General features: G+C 62.9%; 19 protein-coding genes and 1 pseudogene. 17 read left to right on the forward strand and 3 right to left on the reverse strand.

Features of this window, described 5'->3' with window-relative positions:
- Positions 1-9 precede the first annotated feature (9 nt).
- The 11 genes from AC066Y_RS10505 to AC066Y_RS10555 all read left to right on the forward strand — a co-directional run bounded on the left by AC066Y_RS10505 (position 10) and on the right by AC066Y_RS10555 (position 10,010).
- Positions 10-561 (forward strand): CopG family transcriptional regulator, encoded by a 552-nt coding sequence (locus tag AC066Y_RS10505; RefSeq protein ID WP_478273814.1) that lies wholly within the window; start codon positions 10-12, stop codon positions 559-561.
- Positions 554-1,537: a P-type conjugative transfer ATPase TrbB gene (gene trbB, locus AC066Y_RS10510; protein ID WP_478273815.1), complete on the forward strand. Its 984-nt coding sequence runs from the start codon at positions 554-556 to the stop codon at positions 1,535-1,537. Before AC066Y_RS10505 ends, trbB begins: the two co-directional genes overlap by 8 nt.
- Positions 1,538-1,627: 90 nt before the next feature.
- On the forward strand, positions 1,628-1,924 hold the full coding sequence (locus tag AC066Y_RS10515; RefSeq protein ID WP_478273989.1) for a TrbC/VirB2 family type IV secretion system protein: 297 nt from the start codon (positions 1,628-1,630) through the stop codon (positions 1,922-1,924).
- Positions 1,924-2,181 (forward strand): VirB3 family type IV secretion system protein, encoded by a 258-nt coding sequence (locus tag AC066Y_RS10520; RefSeq protein WP_246924998.1) that lies wholly within the window; start codon positions 1,924-1,926, stop codon positions 2,179-2,181. The genes AC066Y_RS10515 and AC066Y_RS10520 overlap by 1 nt, the downstream gene beginning before the upstream one ends.
- Positions 2,175-4,745, forward strand: a complete 2,571-nt coding sequence (trbE, locus tag AC066Y_RS10525; protein WP_478273816.1) for a conjugal transfer protein TrbE — start codon at positions 2,175-2,177, stop codon at positions 4,743-4,745. Before AC066Y_RS10520 ends, trbE begins: the two co-directional genes overlap by 7 nt.
- 27 nt (positions 4,746-4,772) lie before the next feature.
- Complete coding sequence (gene trbJ / locus AC066Y_RS10530; RefSeq protein ID WP_478273817.1) at positions 4,773-5,525, forward strand: P-type conjugative transfer protein TrbJ; 753 nt, start codon at positions 4,773-4,775, stop codon at positions 5,523-5,525.
- A gap of 11 nt (positions 5,526-5,536) precedes the next feature.
- Positions 5,537-6,700, forward strand: a complete 1,164-nt coding sequence (gene trbL / locus AC066Y_RS10535; RefSeq protein ID WP_478273818.1) for a P-type conjugative transfer protein TrbL — start codon at positions 5,537-5,539, stop codon at positions 6,698-6,700.
- Positions 6,701-6,703: 3 nt separating this feature from the next.
- On the forward strand, positions 6,704-7,408 hold the full coding sequence (gene trbF, locus AC066Y_RS10540) for a conjugal transfer protein TrbF (protein ID WP_478273819.1): 705 nt from the start codon (positions 6,704-6,706) through the stop codon (positions 7,406-7,408).
- The gene (gene trbG, locus AC066Y_RS10545) at positions 7,405-8,430 is read left to right on the forward strand and encodes a P-type conjugative transfer protein TrbG (protein ID WP_478273820.1); all 1,026 of its coding nucleotides are present in this window, start codon (positions 7,405-7,407) and stop codon (positions 8,428-8,430) included. Before trbF ends, trbG begins: the two co-directional genes overlap by 4 nt.
- On the forward strand, positions 8,427-9,704 hold the full coding sequence (locus tag AC066Y_RS10550; RefSeq protein ID WP_478273821.1) for a TraB/TrbI/VirB10 family type IV secretion system protein: 1,278 nt from the start codon (positions 8,427-8,429) through the stop codon (positions 9,702-9,704). The genes trbG and AC066Y_RS10550 overlap by 4 nt, the downstream gene beginning before the upstream one ends.
- Before the next feature lie 3 nt (positions 9,705-9,707).
- Entirely contained in the window at positions 9,708-10,010 is a 303-nt protein-coding gene (locus AC066Y_RS10555; protein ID WP_143046845.1) for a DUF2274 domain-containing protein, read from the forward strand.
- Positions 10,011-10,123: 113 nt separating this feature from the next.
- Here AC066Y_RS10555 and AC066Y_RS10560 read toward each other — a convergent pair.
- Positions 10,124-10,234: pseudogene (locus AC066Y_RS10560) on the reverse strand (uracil phosphoribosyltransferase); the annotation flags it as partial.
- 265 nt (positions 10,235-10,499) lie between these two features.
- Between AC066Y_RS10560 and AC066Y_RS10565 the strand changes: the two are divergent.
- The 3 genes from AC066Y_RS10565 to upp are packed head-to-tail and all read left to right on the forward strand — an operon-like array spanning position 10,500 to position 13,644.
- Positions 10,500-11,747 carry a GTP cyclohydrolase II gene (locus AC066Y_RS10565; RefSeq protein WP_478273822.1) on the forward strand — a complete coding sequence of 416 codons (1,248 nt, stop codon included), beginning with the start codon at positions 10,500-10,502 and terminating at the stop codon, positions 11,745-11,747.
- A gap of 8 nt (positions 11,748-11,755) precedes the next feature.
- Entirely contained in the window at positions 11,756-13,000 is a 1,245-nt protein-coding gene (locus AC066Y_RS10570) for a URC4/urg3 family protein (RefSeq protein ID WP_478273823.1), read from the forward strand.
- Positions 13,001-13,014: 14 nt separating this feature from the next.
- On the forward strand, positions 13,015-13,644 hold the full coding sequence (gene upp / locus AC066Y_RS10575; RefSeq protein ID WP_092124203.1) for a uracil phosphoribosyltransferase: 630 nt from the start codon (positions 13,015-13,017) through the stop codon (positions 13,642-13,644).
- Positions 13,645-13,678: 34 nt separating this feature from the next.
- Here the strand turns inward: upp and AC066Y_RS10580 are convergent, their stop codons facing one another.
- Positions 13,679-14,176, reverse strand: a complete 498-nt coding sequence (locus AC066Y_RS10580) for a deoxycytidylate deaminase (RefSeq protein WP_478273824.1) — start codon at positions 14,174-14,176, stop codon at positions 13,679-13,681.
- 135 nt (positions 14,177-14,311) lie between these two features.
- Positions 14,312-15,226, reverse strand: coding sequence for a LysR family transcriptional regulator (locus AC066Y_RS10585; RefSeq protein WP_478273825.1), 915 nt, complete (start codon positions 15,224-15,226; stop codon positions 14,312-14,314).
- Positions 15,227-15,376: 150 nt separating this feature from the next.
- Here AC066Y_RS10585 and AC066Y_RS10590 point away from each other — a divergent pair, with 150 nt between their 5' ends.
- Genes AC066Y_RS10590 through AC066Y_RS10600 form a run of 3 tightly spaced genes read left to right on the forward strand, consistent with a single transcriptional unit; the run spans position 15,377 to position 17,716 of the window.
- The gene (locus AC066Y_RS10590) at positions 15,377-16,375 is read left to right on the forward strand and encodes an N-carbamoyl-D-amino-acid hydrolase (protein ID WP_478273990.1); all 999 of its coding nucleotides are present in this window, start codon (positions 15,377-15,379) and stop codon (positions 16,373-16,375) included.
- Positions 16,372-16,731, forward strand: coding sequence for an amidohydrolase family protein (locus AC066Y_RS10595; protein ID WP_478273826.1), 360 nt, complete (start codon positions 16,372-16,374; stop codon positions 16,729-16,731). Before AC066Y_RS10590 ends, AC066Y_RS10595 begins: the two co-directional genes overlap by 4 nt.
- Before the next feature lie 52 nt (positions 16,732-16,783).
- Positions 16,784-17,716 (forward strand): N-carbamoyl-D-amino-acid hydrolase, encoded by a 933-nt coding sequence (locus tag AC066Y_RS10600; RefSeq protein ID WP_478273827.1) that lies wholly within the window; start codon positions 16,784-16,786, stop codon positions 17,714-17,716.
- The last annotated feature ends 17 nt before the right edge of the window (positions 17,717-17,733 follow it).

Consider the following 17,733-nt stretch of genomic DNA (forward strand, 5'->3'; position numbering starts at 1 on the left):
GCATTTCCGATGAAACCGAAACTGTCGGCCTACGTCAGCGATAGCGTGGCGCAACGGCTCGAACTCGCGGCCAAGCGGCCGGGAACCAATAAGTCAGCGATCGTGGACGCTGCGCTTGATCGCTTTCTCAATCCTGAGCGGGACGCAAGCGGCGATGCGGCGCTGATCCGAAGGCTGGACCGGATGAGCCGGCAACTGGAACGGGCCGACCGCGACGTGAGTGTCCTGGCGGAGACCATTGCGCTCTTCATCCGCTACTACCTGACCATCACCCCGCCATTGCCATCGCAAGACCAGGATGCGGCGCGAGCGCTGGGACGTGAGCGGTTCGAGATGTTTGTCGCGCAGGTCGGCAAGCGCGTCGCCTCCGGCGGCCGCCTTGTCGCCGACGTCATGGACCGCGTCAGCGCCTCGAAGCCGGATCTCTTCATGCGGAACGTCGAGGAGGGCGCCCCTCTGGGCGCTGCCCAACACAGCGATACTGGGTCCCGCGCGCAGGGCGCGACGGGTGAGCCGCCGGAGCATTCTCCGGCAGGGCGAGAGGAGGTCGGCAATGTCTGATCTTCTCTCGCCAGAGACCCGTGAACGACGCCGCGGGATGCTGCGGACCGCGATGGGACCAGCGATCGCCCTGGCTTTGGAAGAGCCTGATGTCGTCGAGGTCATGGTCAATCCCGATGGAAGGCTTTGGCTTGACCGACATGGGACGGGCCGCGCTGACACCGGCGTCGTCCTGACGCCGCAGGAGTCGGAGCGGATCATCCGGCTTGTTGCCAGCCACGTGCGGGCGGAAGCGAGCGGTTCGTCTCCCATCGTCTCGGCAGAGCTTCCCGAAACCGGCGAACGCTTCGAAGGGGTCCTGCCACCGGTCTCGCTCGCGCCGTGCTTTGCGATCCGCAAACCCGCAACGACCACGTTCCGCCTGTCCGACTACGTCAAGGCCCAGATTGCCTCGCCGCTGATGGCGAAGGTGCTGACCGCCGCCGTCACCGAGGCGCGCAGCATCCTGATCGCCGGCGGCACCGGGTCGGGCAAGACGACGCTCGCCAATGCTCTCCTTGCGGAGATTGCCGGTCTCGAAGAGCGGGTGGTCATCATCGAGGACACCCGCGAGCTGCGCTGCGATGCGAAGGACGCCGTGACGCTTCGGACCAAGCCGGGCGTGGCGAGCCTTGCCGATCTTGTGCGGTCCACGCTGCGCTTGCGCCCAGATCGCATCGTCGTCGGCGAGGTCAGAGGCGCCGAAGCCCTCGACATGCTGAAGGCCTGGAACACAGGCCATCCCGGCGGAATTGCCACGGTCCATGCCAACTCGGCACGCGCTGCGCTCTACCGGATCGAACAACTCATCCAGGAGGCGGTCGCAACCGTGCCGCGCCGGCTCATAGCCGAGGCAATCGACCTGATCGTCTTCATCAAGGGACGGGGTCCCGCACGCCGCATCGAGACCGTGGCCGAGCTCAAAGGCCTCGATCCGTCAGGCGACTACCTGCTCGAGACCCCGCCCGGACTTCCAAACACCTCCCACCGTCCTTAACCCCAAGGAGAGTGCAACATGTCCATTCGACTGCATCTATGTGTGCGTTCGGGCCTGCGGAGCTTCTGCTCGATCCGCGGGCTTCCCTTGATGGAGCTCGGCGCGGCCTCAGCCTGCATGCTTCTCAGCGTCCCGGCAGCGCACGCCGCAGGCTCTGGCATGCCGTGGGAGGCTCCGCTCGAGCGTGTCCTGGAATCCGTGCAGGGACCCGTCGCCAAAATCGTCGCCGTCATCATCATCACGGTAACCGGCATATCACTGGCCTTCGGCGATACCTCCGGCGGCTTCCGCAAGATGGTCCAGGTCGTGTTCGGCCTCTCGATCGCATTCGCCGCCAGCTCTTTCTTCCTGTCGTTTTTCTCGTTCGGTGGCGGAGCCCTGATCTGATGCGCGCGGAAGGTTTTGAACTCGTGCTCCACCGCTCGTTGACCGAGCCCATTCTGATCGGCGGCGCCCCACGTGCCGCCGCCATCCTGATCGGGACACTCTCCGCCGTGCTGGCACTCGGTCTGCGCCTTTGGCTCGCAGGCCTCGTGCTCTGGGTCATTGGCCACAGCGCGGCCGTTTGGCTCGCCAAGCGCGACCCGGCCTTCGTCGAAGTCGCTATCCGTCATACCAAGCACAAGGGGCGGCTCGCATGCTGAACTTGAGAGAATTCCGCGGCAATGCCTATCGGCTAGCGGATTGGCTGCCATGGGCATGCCTGGTTGCTCCTGGCGTCATCCTGAACAAGGATGGCAGCTTCCAGCGGACGATACGCTACCGCGGGCCGGACCTCGACAGTGCGACCGAGGCCGAGCTGATGAGCGTCACGTCCCGTGTCAACAATGTCTTGAAGCGTTTTGGCTCAGGCTGGGCTCTCTTCTTTGATGCCACGCGCATTCCGACTGGCGAATATCCGCGGTCGGAATTTCCCGATCCGGTGTCCTGGCTGGTGGATGAAGAGCGGCGGGCCGCGTTCTCCGGCGCCGCTGGGGTGGCGTGGGAGGATCCGTCGCGCCCCGACGGGCAGCATTTTGAAAGTGTGTTGCATCTGACCTTGATGTATCTACCGCCAGCCGAAACGGTCTCGCGCCTCGAAGGTCTATTTCTCGAGCGCTCCAAGGATGGGCATAGCATCGCGGGAAAGGGGAAACCTACTCGTCGCGACCAATCGAGTAAGAGTTCTGCGCAAGGCGGCATCCAGGACGGCGAGATTGACGGCCAGCAGAGATTTGACAGCGACGAGAAAGGCTATCGCGATCGTCTTCAGCGGTACGTCCAGGAAACCGACCGGGCGATCGATCTGCTCTCGTCGGTCTTGCCCGAGATCTGGCCTCTGAACGATGCGGAGACGCTGACTTATCTTCATAGCTGCGTCTCGACCAAGCGCCATCCGGTCAGCGTTCCCAAGATTCCGGCCTATCTCGATTGCTTCCTGAGCGATGAGCCGCTGACTGGCGGATTGTCCCCCGCGATCGGACGGAGCCATCTGCGCGTACTGACCGTTCTTGGGTTTCCGCACGTCACTTTTCCGGGCCTGCTCGATGAACTGAACCGGCTCGGCGTTGCCTACCGCTGGGCGACGCGATTCATTCCGCTCGACCGCACGCAGGCAAACGCAACGCTGTCGCGCTATCGACGGCAATGGTTTGCCAAGCGGAAGTCGCTGGCAGCGATCCTCAAAGAGGTCATGTTCAACGAGCAGGCGGCACTGCTGGACACTGATGCCAGCAACAAGGCGCTCGACGCCGACGCGGCGCTCTCCGAGCTTGGCGATGATCTGGTTGCCTTCGGCTATATCACCACGACCGTCACCGTCAGTGACGAGGACTCGCATCAAGCCGATGAGAAGATCCGCGCGGTCGAGCGGGTGATCAATAGCCGGGGCTTCACGGCCATTCGCGAGAGCGTCAATGCTGTGGAAGCCTGGCTCGGCAGCCTGCCTGGGCAGGCATATGCCAATATCCGCCAGCCTATCGTTCACACGCTGAACCTGGCCCACATGTGCCCATTGTCGGCGGTATGGGCCGGACCTGAGCGGTGCGAGCACCTTGATGGCCCGCCGCTTCTGATCGCCAAGACCAAGGGCGCGACCCCGTTCAGGTTGTCTCTCCACGCCGGAGATGTCGGGCACACGATCATCGTCGGTCCGACCGGCGCGGGCAAGTCGGTCCTGCTTGCGATGCTCGCCCTTCAATTTCGCCGCTATCCGAACGCGCAACTGATCACGTTTGACAAGGGCCGCTCGGCACGGGTCACTACGCTCGCGTTGTCGGGGGCCTGGTACGAGCTGGGCGCCAAGGGCGGTATCGCCTTTCAGCCGCTCAAGGATGTCGCGGAGGAGGGCGCGAGACTCTGGGCGCTCGACTGGCTCTGCGGCGTGCTCGCCCATGAGCGCGTGACCGTAACGCCCGAGGTCAAGGAGACGCTCTGGTCGGCGCTCAGGAGCCTCGGATCTGCACCCGTCTCGCAGCGAACGATGACCGGCCTCGTGGCGCTACTTGCCCGCGATACGCTGCGGCAGGCGCTGCAGCCCTACACGCTGGAAGGACCGTACGGCCGTTTCCTGGACGCGGACGCTGACCGTCTTTCGGGCGCAGACGTGCTCACCTTCGAGATGGAAGAACTGATGGCGTTGCCTGGCCTTGTGGCGCCCGTTCTGACCTATCTGTTCCACACCCTTGAAGAGCGCTTTGATGGCCGGCCCACGCTGCTGGTGCTGGATGAGGCCTGGGTGTTTCTGGACGATCCGCTGTTCGCGAGCCGCATTCGTGAATGGCTGAAGACGCTACGCAAGAAGAACGTGGCCGTCATTTTCGCGACCCAGTCACTCGCCGATATCGCCGACAGCCAGATTGCGCCTGCGATCATCGAATCCTGTCCAAGCCGGATATTCCTGCCGAACCCCCGGGCGCTGGAGCCGACCCAGACCGAGACCTATCGCCGGTTCGGCTTGAATGACACGCAGGTTCGCCTGATCGCGGAAGCATTCTCCAAGCGCGACTATTATCTGCAGTCCCGCGCCGGAAACCGTCTGTTTGAGCTGGGCCTTGGACCGGTCGCGCTCGCGCTCGTCGGGGCTTCCTCACCAGAGGATCAGCGCGCCATTGACGCCGTCCTCGCCCGCACCGGGTCTCACCATTTCGCCGAGCGTTACCTCGCCGAACGCGGTCTGAACTGGGCCGCTAACCTCATCAGCACCTTTGAACAGGCCCGCGGGGCCTGACCTCAACCTCAGTCCCTGGAGTCTTCCATGCTCGAACGTATCGGCCGCGCGCTTATGGGTACAACCTCAAGAGTTATCATAACGACGATACTCTCGTTCGTCATCGCGGTGAATGGATCTCGACGGCTCGGCGCGTTCGATATCGTCTTCGATCCCACGAACTACAGTCAGAATCTCCTGACCGCCGCGCGTGCGCTTGAACAGATCAACAATCAAGTCAGAAGCCTCGAAAATCAGGCGCAGTCGCTACTCAATCAAGCCAAGCACCTCGCGAGCCTGCCCACAAGCGTCGTCGGTCAGCTCACGTCGACGATCAATCAGATGAACGGCCTGATTGCTCAGGCGAAGAACCTCTCATTCGATGTTCAGAAGACCCAGCAGGATTTTGAACGCCTGTATCCCCGCCAATATGCAGCAGCCTTGTCTTCCGACAGGATGGTGCAGGACGCGACATCGCGTTGGGACAACAGTTACGATGGGTTGAAGCAGTCGCTCACCATTCAGTCGGCTATCGTCAGTTCTTTGGACCAGGATGGCCAGACGCTTCGAACCCTGATGGCGAATTCGTCCGCAGCGGTCGGCTCGCTGCAGGCTCAACAGTCCGGTAACGAACTGCTCGGCCTTCAGATCAAGCAGTCGTTGCAGACCCAGGCACTACTGGCAACCCAGGCGCGCGCGGACACCTTGCGTGCCGCTGAACAGCAGGCGTCGTCGGCCGCCGCGAAGGAGCGCTTTAATCGCTTCATCGGCGATGGCCATGCCTACACCGGCGGCAGGTAGGTGAGGGCGCCATGGCTGATCTCTCCGTCATTGACCGCTTTACCGAGACCTTCTCGCGCTACATCGACTCCGGATTTGGTCTTCTGTCTGGCGACGTCTCATTCCTGAGTTCAACGTTGATCGGCATCGACCTGACGCTTGCCGGGCTTGCCTGGAGCATGCGCGCGGACGACCATATCATGGTCACGCTTGCCAAGAAGGTGCTCTATGTCGGCGCCTTCGCGTTTATCATCGGTAACTTCAAGAGCCTCGCCGACATTGTCTTTGCGTCGTTCTCCAGCATTGGGCTGAAGGCCTCGGGCGGGACCTTAAGTGCGGCCGACCTGGCGCGGCCAGGCTTTGTCGCCGCCGCCGGGTTTGCGGCCGCTCATCCTCTCCTGGAGGAGACCGGCCAATTCTCCGGCCTTGATGTCCTGACCAACCTGCCGACGATCCTGATCCTGCTGTTCTGCTGGATCCTGATCGTGCTCGCCTTCTTCGTCCTCTCTGTGCAGCTCTTCGTCACGCTGATTGAATTCAAGCTGACGACGCTCGCAAGCTTCATTCTCGTGCCGTTCGCGCTGTGGGGCAAGACCGCGTTCCTGGCGGAAAAGACCCTTGGCAACGTCGTCGCTTCAGGGGTGAAGGTGATGGTACTTGCGATCATCATCGGCATCGGCTCGACCATCTTCGGTCAGCTCGCAAGCACGCTGACCCGGCCAGTCGATATCGTCTCGGCCATGAGCTTGCTGCTTGCGGCCCTTTCGCTGTTTGGCCTTGGCATCTTTGGCCCTGGAATCGCGGCGGGCCTGGTCTCGGGTGCACCCCAGCTGGGCGCCGGCGCAGCCGCGGGAACGGTGGCGGGTGCGGCGGCTGTCGTGATCGGCGGCGGAGCGGCGGCCGCGGGTGGGCTACGTCTTGCGGCGGGTGGTTCAATGACTGCGGTTCGCTCCGCAGCATCGCTCACCGGTGCGTCCTCGGTGGCGGGCACGTCAGCCCGGGCCGCAACCGTGGATCAGCTCTCGAGCGCGAGCACCGGCGGCGCAACGAACGGAGCGGCGGCCTCAGGCGCGGGTCGTGCGCCGGCCTCGTCGGGACGGGGACACGCGAGGGAAGCGGCTCAGGTCGCTGCTCACACCCTCAAGGAGGGGGACAAAGGCGGGCATTCTTCGGGTCCGAAGCTGGGGGAGGAGTAAGATATGGCTGGTCACCCCTTTCAGCGTGCGTCCGTCCGCTATGGCGAGACGCCGGAGCCGGTCACGCCATATCAGAAGGCAGCCCAAGTCTGGGACGAGCGGCTAGGCTCTGCCCGTGTGCAGGCCAGCAACTGGCGGCTGGCAGCGCTGGCGGCCATCGGCCTGTCCGGCGTCCTCGGATTGACGATCTTTACCCAGATCGCCCGGTCGAGCGTTACCCCCTACGTGGTCGAGGTCGATCGGCTCGGTGAAGTCCGAGCAGTCGGGCCGGCGCTCGAGTCCTACCAGCCGTCGGACGCGCAGATCGCGCATTTCCTCGCGCGGTTCATTGAGAACGTCCGCTCGCTGTCGATCGACCCGGTCATCGTCCGGGCGAACTGGCTGCGTGCCTACGACTTCGTCACGGACCGTGGTGCGCAGGCCTTGAACGACTACGCGCGGGAAGCTGATCCATTCACAAAGATCGGCTCCAAGACGGTGACCGCCGAAGTCACGTCCGTGGTGCGTGCGTCGGGCGACAGCTTCGAGATCCGCTGGAAAGAGAACACCTACGAGAACGGCTCGATCGCAAAGACAGAGCGCTTCACCGGTCTCGTCACCACGGTTCTCAAGCCGCCCGCGGATGCCGAAACCCTGCGGAAGAACCCCCTCGGCCTCTATGTCCATTCCCTCAACTGGTCGCGCGACCTCATTGGAGATGCCAAATGAATTCCAAAGCCCTCACCAAGCTCGCGTCGGCCAGCGTCCTTGCTTTGTCGCTTGGGCTTGGCGGCTGCGCCACCAAGCTCAATCTCGAAGCGCCCTACGATGAGATGACCTTCGAGAAGGCGCTTCCAGAGACCGATCCGCCGGCGCCAGTACAAGTCGTCGAAACCCCCAAGGTCCTCCCTTTGCCCGGCCAGTTGAAGCCCTTTCCGACTAAGGCCGCCAAGGAAGAAAAGCTGCCGCCCGAGCAAGCGATCGCCAAGGCCAACAAGGCGGCACGGATGGAGCCGACGCGCGCCGGATATATTAACGCCATCCAGGTCTACCCCTGGACGGAAGGTGCGCTCTACCGGCTCTATGCCAGCCCAGAGAAGGTCTCGACCATCGCGCTTCAACAAGGCGAGGAACTGATCGACGTCTCCACCGGCGACACAGTTCGCTGGGTGGTCGGTGATACCTCGAGCGGGCAGGGAAGCGCCCGGCGGGTGCATATTCTAGTCAAGCCGACGCTTCCGGATATTCAGACCAACCTCGTGGTCCTGACCGATCGGCGCGCCTATCACCTTGAGCTGGTCTCGACCAAGCAGACATACATGGCGTCCATCTCGTGGACGTATCCGACCGATACGCTCGTTGCGCTCCACAAGCAGAACGCCGTCGCCCAGGAAAGCGAGGAGCGGGTCGCCGACCGCGGCGTCCGGCTCGACAGCCTGAACTTCCGCTATCGGATTGAAGGAGATGATCCCCCGTGGCGTCCGGTGCGCGCCTTCGACGACGGCCGTAAGGTCTATATCCAGATGCCGTCCGGCCTGTCGCAGGGGGAGGCACCGCCCTTGTTCGTCGCCGGAGCCGACGGCCGACCGAACCTCGTCAACTACCGGGTCCGCGGCTCCTACTATATCGTCGATCGGATGTTCGGTGCCGCCGAGCTTCGCCTTGGCGAGGATCCACAGCGCATCGTCCGGATCATTCGCATCGACGCGCGACCGGTGTCGCAGGTCTTCAGCACCGGGAGCGCCTCATGACGACAGGATTGGATCAGGGTCCGGAGCCGCTGGAACTGCGAGCGCGTCCGCGGCCCGTTCGGCGCCTCAACAGGCGCGCCCTCATGATCGGCTGCGCCGTTGCGGCGCTGTTCGTTGGCGGGGCAATACTGATTGCGCTCCGACCGCACTCCTTCAAGCCGTCGGAGCGGACGGAGCTCTATAATACCGACCGCAAGCAGACCGCCGAGGGCTTGGGCAAGCTGCCAAAGTCCTATGAGGAGTTGCCGCCATCGACACCGCGGCTTGGACCGCCGTCGCCTGGGGACATTGGCCGGGCTTTTGCGGAGAACGAGAAGAAGGCTGGCGTCGCGTCGGACACGGGCTTCCGGACCAACCCGGAGGAGGACGCCGAAAGGGCCGAGCGGATCCGCCAAACACGGGTCGCTCAACAGGCGAAAGAGTCGGGCTTGTTCGTCCGCCTGTCGGAGAAGCAGGATAAGCGCAAGCAGGCGGCTACGGCCGAAGCGCCGGCGGCTTCTCCATCCGCGTTCCGGCCCTCAATGTCCGATACGGGACCGTCTGCTGCGGAACTTGCAAAGGCCACGCAGGCGATGGTCGACCGCTCCAGCGAGATCATTCCCTCGTCGCAGGCGCGAAAGGTGGCCTTCGTCGGAGCGAAAGCCGACACGGAGACCACCAATCCCCATGCGCTCAAACCGGCGCCATCCACCTATGCCGTCATGGCGGGATCGATCATCCCAGCAAGCCTCGTCACTGGACTGAATTCGGACTTGCCTGGGGCGACTATCGGCCAGGTTACCGAGAACGTCTACGATACGGTAACGGGTGAGCATCTTCTGATCCCGCAAGGGACGAGAATCGTGGGGAAGTACGACAGTGTCGTCGCTTTTGGTCAGAAGCGAGCGCTAGTCATCTGGACACGGCTCGTACTGCCGAACGGCAATTCGATCGTGATCGAGAATCTTCCGGCCACTGACGTTGCGGGCTACGCCGGGCTCGAGGATCAGGTGGACTTCCATACCTGGCAATTGCTCAAGGGCGTTGCCCTGGCGACCCTGATCGGAGTGGGGACACAGCTATCGATTGGAAACGACGAGAGCGACCTCGTGAAAGCGCTGCGGGAAAGCACCCAGCAAACGACCAATCGAGCCGGCCAGCGCCTGGTCGAGCGCGAGCTCGACGTGCAGCCGACGATCACGGTGCGGCCGGGCTGGCCGTTGCGGGTGATTGTTTCGAAGGATCTGGTGCTGAAGCCGTACCACGACGTTCAGACAGCGGCGAAGGGCAGGTGAGGGATGAAGCTTGCGAAGCTGCCCGATCGGACGCCGGTGAAGATGAATGTTGTGCTTACGCCAGGTCTCGCACAGAGGCTGCGAAAGTACGCTGACTTCTACGCCGAAACCTACGGTATCAAGGAGGAAGTGGGTGAGCTGATTCCGTTCATGCTGGAGGCGTTTCTCGATGGCGACGCGGATTTCAGGCGAGCGTGCCGAGCAGGTGGCGTGAAGGATACGCCTGACGCCGCTCCCCGTACTCCCCAAGTTCACCGGACCCGCAAAGGTCAGGATCTCGGCGGGGAGAGTTCGCGTAAAGATTAGGCGACCCCGGCATATTGCAAATATTCTCCTCCTGCGCTTGACACGAGCGCGCGCAAGCCGCCTCGTCAGGGACAGGTGGATCAAATCTTTCAATTGTTAGCTTTGAAGCTGTCTTCGTTCAGCAGCTCGCGAAACCCCTTGGTGGAGCGATCTTTGTCGCGCATCAGCGAGAGCGTGTGCTAGACTAGGGGATGGTTGACGAGGTTCACGCTTTGCTTGGTCATGAGATCGCCTCTTCCGGGGTAGCACGTGCGATGTTGCAAGGAGCGTGCCCCATGCCGCGACCGCCACTTCGTTCACCGGCGCGCAAACAGGAGGCGGTCACGGCTCCACGGGTCATGATCGCGTTGTAAACCCTACGGTTAATGCCCCACGACCGTTCGAAACGGCCGTTGTGTTCAGCCGCAATTCGGCCATACTGAAGAATCCTTCGATTGCCGGCAACCGGGCTTGTCCGCCCGGCCGGCCGTCGACATCTCGTGGTGCGTGATGACTCGTTCTAATCGAACTGATCATATTCGGATTACGTCGCATCCGGCGCCGGGTGCGAAGATTGAATTCCCGATTCATTGGGGAGCGGCGACGGCACGTGAACGCGGCCCAGTGATCGGGACGGTTTCGCGCCCCCAGCAGCGCAATGTTATCGGCACCCATAGCGGCTCCTATTCGATCTATCGCGCGCTGGCGGTCTCGTCGGGCGCGCTCGATCCGATCCGGCGGCCGGACCTGACCAACACGCAACCTGCCGCCACGATTGGGCCATTCCCGCAATGGACCGATCCAAACCGGATCGTCTCGCTCGATCCGTGGGGACACCTGGCTGCAGAGGCGTTCTCGAAAGAGATTGCCGAGGGCGTCGATATCCGTCCGAGCATCGCGATCACCCGCGCCCGCCTCGATTTGCCCGAATTGCAGGCCGCGATATCGGCCGGACGGCTCAAGCGCGACGGCGCTGTCGTTCACGAGGGGGGAAGCGTCTCCGTCGTCAAGATCGCGATCGACCCGGTCTGGTATCTCCCGGGAATTGCGGCGCGCTTCGCCACGACGGAAAGCAATCTGCGCCGACAGCTGTTCGAGCAGACGGCCGGCATGTTTCCGGAACTGGTGACACGGCCCGACCTCCATGTGTTTCTACCGCCGATCGGCGGTACGACGGCCTATCTGTTCGGCGATGTCGCCAAACTGCCGGACCATCGCACCAGCATCACCTGCCGCGTGCATGACGAGTGCAACGGCTCCGACGTGTTCGGCTCGGACATCTGCACATGCCGCCCATACCTGCTGCACGGCATCGAGGAGTGCGTGCGCGCCGGGCAGACCGGCGGGCTCGGCATCATCATCTACAACCGCAAGGAAGGCCGCGCCCTCGGCGAGGTCACCAAATTCCTGGTTTACAATGCGCGCAAGCGGCAGGAAGGTGGCGATGCCGCCGCGCAGTATTTTGAGCGCACCGAATGCGTCGCAGGCGTACAGGATGCGCGATTCCAGCAGCTGATGCCGGATGTCGTGCACTGGCTCGGACTGAAACGCATCGACCGCTTCGTCTCCATGAGCGACATGAAGTATGACGCGCTGGTGAGTCAGGGCATCGACATCGTCGAACGCGTACCGATCCCCGACGATCTGGTGCCGGCGGACGCCCAGGTCGAAATCGTTGCGAAGAAGGCTGCCGGGTACTACTCGCCGGAGGAGCCCACCCAGCGCGACTTCGTCGGCCGGTCGCTCGATAGATATTGAGCGCGGCCATGTCCTCCGTGATGTCCGAGACAGCGGCGGCCTTGTCATTGCTCAATGCCGCGGCGGTGCGGGAGCGCGCGCACCGGCTGCTTGCCATCGGCCTTGAGGATCAGCTGCCGAACTTCCGCGTCCACCTCGACCGCATGGATTCGACGGCCGAACTGGTGGTGCAGACCACGCGAGCGGCGTATCCCTCGCTGGCGGTGCCGTTTCATTCGCGCTGGCGGCATTTCTCCACCAATGGCGTCGATCGCTGGGCGGGCCTGGCCAACCAGGTCGCATGGCCGGATCGCGCGGCACGGGCTCGCGCCGAATTCGATCTGGCGATGGTCAGCGTGTTTCTGGACGCCGGTGCCGGGCCGTCATGGCGGTACTGCGACCCGGTGACCGGATCGGCCATTGGCCGTTCGGAGGGATTGGGACTGGCCAGCCTTGCGATGTTCGCCGCTGGCGCGTTCTCGTTGGATCCGCGACAGCCGCTTCGAGCCGATGCTGACGTGCTGGCGAATTTATCCGTGACAGACCTCGTGAACGGCATGCAGGTGTCGGGTGCCAATCCGCTGGTCGGCATCGACGGCCGGGTGAATTTGTTGCGCAGCCTCGGCCGGCTGGTGGCCTCCAATCCGGCCGTATTCGGACGCTTCGATACGCCGCGGCCCGGCGGGCTGTTCGACCGGCTGGCATCGCTGGCCGACGATCGCAGGCTCCCGGCCGCCACGATATTGTCGAAACTGCTCAGGGAGCTCGGGCCGATCTGGCCGTCGCGGCTGACGCTCGGCGGCATCGCACTCGGTGATTGCTGGAAGCATCCGATGCTGGCGACCGGGGATGCGACCAGCCACCTGATGCCGTTGCACAAGCTCTCGCAATGGCTGGCCTACTCGCTGATCGAGCCGCTGCAGAATGCCGGAATTGCTGTGACCGACATCGACGGGCTGACCGGGCTTGCCGAGTATCGCAACGGCGGTCTCTTCGTCGACAATGGCGTGCTGACATTCCGCGACGATGGTGCAGCGCTCCGGGAGCATGACGTCGCTTCACCGCTTGTCGTGGAGTGGCGGGGGCTGACGGTGGCATTGCTCGACTGCGTCGCGGACAATGTGCGCCGACGCCTCGGGCTCGATGCAGCCGCTCTGCCGCTGGCGAAAATCCTCGAAGGTGGAACCTGGGCCGCGGGCCGACGGCTGGCGCGTCAACGCCGCGCCGACGCATCGCCTCCAATCAAGGTTATCAGCGACGGCACGGTATTTTAGGGCGGAGACTCGGCATGGAAGGCGTCACGATCGTTAGCCATCCGCTGGTGCAGCACAAGCTGACACTGTTGCGCAAGAAGGACACCTCGACCAAGTCGTTTCGCGAACTCCTCAAGGAGATCGGGATGCTGCTCTGTTACGAGGTGACCCGCGATCTGCCGCTGGCCGATGTCGATATCGAGACGCCGCTCGCGAAAATGAAATCGCCGGAGATCTCGGGCAAAAAGCTCGTGTTTGCGCCGGTGCTGCGTGCCGGCGTGACTTTTGCGGAGGGCATGCTCGACCTCGTGCCGACTGCGCGCGTCGCCCATATCGGCCTTTATCGCGAACCCGAAACATTCGTGGCCGTGGAGTATTTCTTCAAAGCGCCGAGCGATCTGCACGAGAGATTAGTGATCGTGATTTCCCCGGTGCTGGCGACAGCCAATCTGTCTGTCGCGGCGGTGGATCGGCTCAAGGAGCGCGGTGCCAATGAAGTCCGGCTGGTCAGTCTGATCGCCGCTCCCGAAGGGGTCGAGCGCATGCGCGGCATCCACCCGGATGTTCCGATCTGGCTCGCGGCGATCGACGAAGGGTTGGACGAGAACGCCTTCATCCTGCCGGGCCTCGGCGATGCCGGTGACCGTGCCTACGGTACGCGATAGTCGAGCCTGGCGACCTGATTGGAAGGCTGCGCGATCAATCGTCTTCTTCGGATACATCCGGAAGCTCTGCGAGCCTTGGTATGAACCGCACCACGACGTTTGCTTCCTTCAGCATCGTGGCGGCGATCGCAAAATCCTGAGCCCAATTCGAATTGGGTTGGTCAGGTTCATAACCAACGACCTCCGATATGCCCGATTGAATAATCGCCTTCGTGCATTCCACGCAGGGAAACCAGGGCACGTAGATCGTGCAGCCCTTGAGCGCTATCCCAATGCGTGCCGCATTGAAAATAGCATTCTGCTCGGCATGGCAGCTCCAGATGTATTTTGCGCCCGTGATGCGGGAGTGTCGCTCGTTCACCGCATCGTTGACCCCGCGAGGCAAGCCGTTATACCCAGTCGAGCGTATTTCGTTGTCGGGTCCGACCACGACGGCGCCCACGCGGCGTCCCTTTTCAATGCTCCAACGCGCCAAATGATGCGCCAGAAGCATGAACCGCTCATCCCATTTTCTATCTCGCAATTCGTCCAACCTCGTTATCGTGTACCCAGCATCAAATAGGTGCGAAAAGCCGTCAATAGCCGGATTTCCAGGGCGTTTTCTAGCGAAGTGGCGACCGGTCCGCGTGAAGAAAACGCGTCAAACAAAGCACTAGAGCCTCCGGCATCATTCCGAACTTGCGTACGGGCTGGTCGGACCGAGAACACGGCTTGCCTTTCGCACTTCGTCTAGGAACGCCTTGGCCAGGCGCGACAGGGGTTCTGCCTCCGACCAAAGCATGTGGGCTACGGCCGGTGTTCTGGGCGTGAAGGGCCTGACAACGAGGTCGTGGCTGCCGGCTTGGCGCGGCGAGAATGGATCGACGACGGCAGCGCCGACGCCGGCGGCCGCGAGCACACAGGCAGTGTTGCAGTATCGCACCTCCACCGTCGGCTGAAACGGCGCACCGGCCCGGGCAAAGCTCTCGCGTACCGCTTCGCCCAGTCGCGTTCCGCGCTCCAGCCCGATGAAGGGCAGGCCGACAAGATCGGAGGCGGATATGACGGGATGTTCGGCCAGTGGATGCTTCGGCGGCAGGACACAGACCATTTCGCCGGTGTGGACCACCTCATGCGCGATGCCGGGATGATGCGACAGGCCGAGCACGAAGCCCAGTTCGGCGACCCGGCTCGTCACGCCTTCGATGATTCCTTCATAGCGACGCACGTCAAAGAAGACCCGCGTCTGCCGCCGCTGTTGCAGGAAGTCCGAAAGCGCGGGAGGAATGATGCTATAGGCCAAGGGGGGCGTCGCCACGATCGACAACAGCCCCGAACGACTTTCCCGCAAATCGCGCACGCGGTTTTCAAGCTTGGCGTGAAGCGCAAAGATCGCTTCGCTTTCCTTGTAAAGCGCCATCGCCTCTGATGTCGGGAATAGCCGGTTGTTGACACGTTCGAACAGGGCAAAGCCGGCCTGCGCTTCCATTGCCTTGAGCGCATTGCTGATCGCCGGTTGAGACAGCGCCAGTTCGTCCGCCGCCGCGACCGTGGTCCGGTGCCGGATGACCGCTCGCAAAATCTCCAACTGGCGAAGGTTCATATAACTGCCGGTTATTGTCTCGCCCGAAATATCATAGCACGGGTGATTGCAATTAGCAGGCCGTTTTCACGTAATGGGCGGCGCGGCGGAATGCTGATGGAGCGGAGCATCGCCTCGTGCATTGGCAATCCGCACAGTTTGGAGGCAATATTGGTCCGCATACTTCGCGCTGCTGCCGCCCAGATGGGGCCGACGCAAAAAGCGGATCCTCGAGAGCGCACGCTTGGCCGGATGCTGGAGCTTCTGGAGACGGCTGCCGCGCGCGGCGCGGGCCTGGTCGTGTTTCCTGAACTGGCCTTCACCACGTTTTTCCCGCGATGGTACCTCGAAGGCGATGAGCTGGATCAGTATTTCGAGTGCAGCATGCCCAATCCGGCCGTGCAGCGCCTGTTCGATCGCGCCCGCGCGCTCCGCGTCGGATTTTATATCGGCTACGCCGAACAGACTGCCGACCGCCAACGCTACAACTGCTCGATACTGGTCGATCGCGACGGAGGGATTCTCGGCCGCTATCGCAAGGTGCATCTGCCGGGTTCGGTCGAGCCGCGCGCCGACGCACGCTTCCAGCAGCTTGAAAAGCGCTATTTCTCGTATGGCGACCTGGGATTTCCTGCCTTTCGCGCAGGACCGGATTGGTGTCACGCGATCATGGGTATGATGATCTGCAACGATCGCCGCTGGCCCGAATCCTGGCGCGTCCTTGGCTTGCAGGGGGTTGAACTGGTCTGCGTCGGCTACAATTCGGCAGCCTATGACCCCAATGGCGGCGTCGCGGAAGATGCCGCGCTGCGCACCTTCCATTCAACGCTGGTGACGCAGGCCAACGCCTACATGAACGCGACCTGGGCGATCGCCGTCGCCAAGGCGGGCGACGAGGACGGCTCCGGACTGATCGGCGGCTCCTGCATCGTCGATCCGAACGGCCGCATCGTCGCCGAAGCGGCGACGTTGGGAGATGAGGTCGTCGTTGCCGACCTTGATCTCGACCTCTGCCGGCAGGGCAAGGACAAGATGTTCAACTTTGCCGCCCATCGGCGGCCCGAGCAGTACGCCGTCATCACCGAGCGTGCCGGTGTTGTCGAGCCGGCCGGGCTCGATGCGGTGGCAACGAATCTTCGGAACCAGGAGGCCGAGCGCCGATCCCGATGAGTAGCTCCGTCAGTGCCGACGTGGCGAATGCGCCCGATCTGATCGAAGTGGTGACCGCAACCGCCGCTGCGCTGATCAGGCGGCCGGACCTCGGAGCGATCGCGCCGGGGGCAACCGCCGACCTCACCGTGGTCGACCTGACGCATCCGCATCTGCAGCCGCTGTTCGATCCGCGTCGCGGCCTGATCGCGTTGGCGAACCGCGCCTCTATCGACCAGATCGTCGTTGATGGGCGCGTGCTGATCGATGTCGGCCGCTATGTCGCCGGCGACGAGGCGACAATCATTTCGGCCGGGACCGCGGCGATCGGCAGGATCTGGGATCTGCCGGAAGCGCAGGCAGCCTTCGATGGATGACGGATCGGCGATGCTCAAACGCAACACCAGGTAAGGTAATCGGGAAAAGCTCATGCGTGTCATCAATGTTGCCGCTGCCCAGATGGGACCGATCCAGAAGGCAGACAGCCGCGAGGCGGTCGTCGGGCGCATGATCGCGCTGATGGATCAAGCCAAGGCTCGGGACGCCGATCTGATCGTCTATCCGGAGCTGACGCTCACCACGTTCTTTCCGCGCTGGTACATGACGGACCAATCCGAGGTCGACCGCTGGTTTGAGCGCGACATGCCCAATGCGGCGACCAGGCTGCTGTTCGAGCGCGCGGCAAAACACCAGATTGCGATGAACTTCGGCTACGCCGAATTGACACCGGACGGCCACCATTTCAACACCAGCATCCTGACCGACAAATCCGCCCGCATCGTCGGCAAGTACCGCAAGGTTCATCTGCCCGGTCATTCGGAATTCGATACCGAACGCGCATTCCAGCATCTTGAGAAACGCTACTTCGAACCGGGGGATCTTGGCTTCAATGTCTGGCGTGCGCTTGGCGGCATCCTTGGCATGGCGATCTGCAACGACCGGCGCTGGCCGGAGACCTATCGCGTGATGGGCCTGCAAGGCGTCGAGATGGTGATGATTGGCTACAACACGCCCTCGGTGAACGCCGAGAAGAGCGAGGAGGGCCCGGCGAAGCGGTTGTTCCACAACCGGCTCTCGGTGCAGGCCGGTGCCTACCAGAACTCGACATGGGTCGTGTGTGTCGCCAAGGCCGGCGTCGAGGATGGTCATCCCTTGATCGGTGGCACCCTGATCGTCAATCCCGACGGCGAGATTGTGGCCGAAGCCGGCACCGAAGAGGACGAATTGCTGGTTCACCCCTGCGATCTGGACGCCACCGCCTTCGGCAAGGACACGATCTTCAACTTCGCGCAGCATCGTCGCATCGAGCATTACGGCCTGATCACCAGCCGTACCGGCGCACAACCGCCTCCGGAAAACTGATGTCCGAAACCCGGACG

Source organism: Bradyrhizobium sp. USDA3010, from assembly GCF_056429065.1.